Source organism: Intestinimonas sp. (assembly GCF_026169115.1).
In the GTDB taxonomy this organism is placed as follows: domain Bacteria; phylum Bacillota; class Clostridia; order Oscillospirales; family Oscillospiraceae; genus Intestinimonas.
Genome location: NZ_JAPFEA010000133.1, coordinates 1 through 2,275, shown reverse-complemented (window position 1 = coordinate 2,275; position 2,275 = coordinate 1). Strand labels below are relative to the sequence as shown.

Sequence of the window (2,275 nt, the reverse complement as noted above, 5' to 3'; positions counted from 1 at the left end):
GCGCGTCGGAAAAAACACTGCTCAGGCCGCAAACGTGCGGCGCAGTCTCTTCGGCTGCGCCGTGCGCTGCAGCGGCCTGCATCCCTTCGAAAAAATGCTTGCATTTTTGAGAGAGCCTGTCGACTTTGTCGACAGGCTCAAACGGACGGGAGCGATTCTGTAAAATCGCTCCCGTCCGTTTTATTATGGGTAGGCCGCACGGTAGACCTCGCCCGCCTCCAGGGGGACATGGCGGGCGGCGAAGAGCTCCTCCACCGTGACGAAGAGGTAGCCCTGGGCGTGGAGCCGGTCCACGATGGCCAGGGCGGCCTCCACACTCTCGGGAAAGATGTCGTGGAGGAGGAGGATGGACCCGTCCCGGGCGTTGGCGGCTGCGTGCTCCACCTCCCGGGCGGCGTTCCGGTCCTTCCAGTCCTCCGGGTCGATGGACCACAGGATGATGGGGCAGCCGGCGTTTCGCCGGACGGCGGCGTCCACCGCCCCATAGGGCGGGCGGAGGAGAAAGCCGTCGTGGCCCAGGATGTCCATGAGCTTCTGCCGGGTGACGGCCACCTGGGCGTCAAAGTCGGCCTTGGAAAGGCCGGCGAGGGAGACGTGGTCATAGGTGTGGATGCCGATCTGGTGGCCCTCGGCGTCCATGCGGCGGATGAGGTCCTCGTTGTGCTCCAGCTGGGCCCCGATGAGGAAGAAGGTCGCCTTCACCCCCCGCTGGGCCAGGCCGTCCAGCAGGGCGGTGGTGGTGGAGCGCCGGGGGCCGTCGTCAAAGGTGATGGCGATGAGCTTGGGGTCATCCGCCGATGTCCAGGCCGCCGCCGGCACCGCTGCCGACGCCACCCAGGGCGCCGCCGCCCAGACGGTGAGCAGCAAAAGCCCCAGAGCCGACATCGCACGGTACTTCACCCCGCTCCGCAACATGACCGCCCACCTTTCCCCAGCCTGTGGATCACATCGACAGGCTCTTTTTGTTTGTTCCCAAACAGTATATCCGGCGGGCGGCCTTGTCTCTCTGGTAATTTTTTGCGCTCAATTTCGCGGGTCGGGATCGGCCTCCACCGAGAGGATATAGCGGTAGACGGGCAGCAGCCGCTCCAGGTCCTCCCCCACCAGGTCCGCCAGGTCGTGGGAGTAGAGAATGGGCTGATGGCCCTGGTGTTCCCGGTGTAGGACGAAGCTGCGGGCGTTGTACCAGGGGTCCAGCAGAGGGCTCAGGCTGCCCTTGGGCCGCTTGTAGGGCTCGGTCTCCAGGGTGAAGCGGCCCTCCTTTTTGAGCTGCCGGGCCAGCTTTTCAAAGGGGGCGGGCCGGGTGTCCAGCCGACGGCGCAGCTTGGCCATGGTGGCCGGCGGGGCCTGGTAGTAGCCCATGCCGTAGGACCAGCCCTCCGGCTCCAGCTCAAACCAGAACACAGGCCGGCGGGAAAATTCCTCCTCGGCGGGCCGCTGGATGCTCCACCACAGGTGGTCCTTGTACGGTCCCCGGCCATGGAGCCGCCGGGCGTCCCGGTAGATGCGGCTCACCTTTCCCACCAGGGCCAGGTCGGGAGCGGCGGCGCTCAGCCGTTCCCACACCTCCCGGTTGAGGGCCGCCATGGGGCGGTAGAGGTCCCGGAGGTAGTCCTCCTTGTGCGCTTCAAACCAGCTTTTTTCATTGTTGAACCGGATGCCCCACATAAAGTCCACGGTCCGGTCTGAAAAACCCTCAAACATGTCTTTTGTTCTCCTCTCTCCCCCGTCCCTCCGCCGCACGGCGGAGCGCCGGCGGCATAGGATGGAACGGAGGGATACTGCATGGATCAATGTGTCTTTTGTCTCCACCCGCCGGAGGCCCTGCGCTGCCGGTGGGAGGGGGAGCTCCGGCTGGAGGCCGCCGACGGCCCCCGCCGTCTGCTGGGGGTCTTCTCCCCCGGCGGGGAAGCCCTTCTCCACTTCGTGGAGCTGGCCGGGGAAACCAAGGTCTGGCCCGACGGGGAGGCCCTCGTCCGGGCGGTGACGGTCTGCAACCACTCCTCCCTGCCCATGGAGTGGGTGGGGGTGGAGCCCGGCGGAGCCATCCTGCCGGACAGCCTGCGGGTGGAGGGCCAGCCGGCCCGGACGCCGGAGCTGGCCGGTCTGGCCGCCGGGGGCCGGGCCCTGTTCACCTGGCGGGAGCCCGCCGGGGAGCCTGACCGTACCATCCTCCTGCGGGGCCGCTGCACCTGCGCCGGCCAGACGCAGGAGATCGCCTGCCGCCTCTGAGCAGGGGTTTTTCGATAAGCCGAGCCGGGGGGGGGCGGGGGGG

General features: G+C 67.5%; 3 protein-coding genes. 1 reads left to right on the top strand and 2 read right to left on the bottom strand.

Annotated elements, in window-relative coordinates; all coding sequences use genetic code 11:
* Positions 1–183: 183 nt before the first annotated feature.
* A complete protein-coding gene (locus Q0Y09_RS11390; protein WP_297721682.1) occupies positions 184–915 on the bottom strand; it encodes a polysaccharide deacetylase family protein in 732 nt (243 codons plus the stop codon).
* Positions 916–1,023: 108 nt separating this feature from the next.
* A complete protein-coding gene (locus Q0Y09_RS11385; protein WP_297721678.1) occupies positions 1,024–1,704 on the bottom strand; it encodes a DUF2461 domain-containing protein in 681 nt (226 codons plus the stop codon).
* A gap of 81 nt (positions 1,705–1,785) precedes the next feature.
* Here Q0Y09_RS11385 and Q0Y09_RS11380 point away from each other — a divergent pair, with 81 nt between their 5' ends.
* Entirely contained in the window at positions 1,786–2,232 is a 447-nt protein-coding gene (locus tag Q0Y09_RS11380) for a hypothetical protein (protein WP_297721674.1), read from the top strand.
* Positions 2,233–2,275 lie beyond the last annotated feature (43 nt).

What these genes read in the sequence shown, in the direction of transcription:
- Q0Y09_RS11390 (WP_297721682.1), bottom strand. Translation starts at nt 915, where the DNA reads ATGTTGCGGAGCGGGGTGAAGTACCGTGCGATGTCGGCTCTGGGGCTT.
- Q0Y09_RS11385 (WP_297721678.1), bottom strand. Translation starts at nt 1,704, where the DNA reads ATGTTTGAGGGTTTTTCAGACCGGACCGTGGACTTTATGTGGGGCATC.
- Q0Y09_RS11380 (WP_297721674.1), top strand. Translation starts at nt 1,786, where the DNA reads ATGGATCAATGTGTCTTTTGTCTCCACCCGCCGGAGGCCCTGCGCTGC.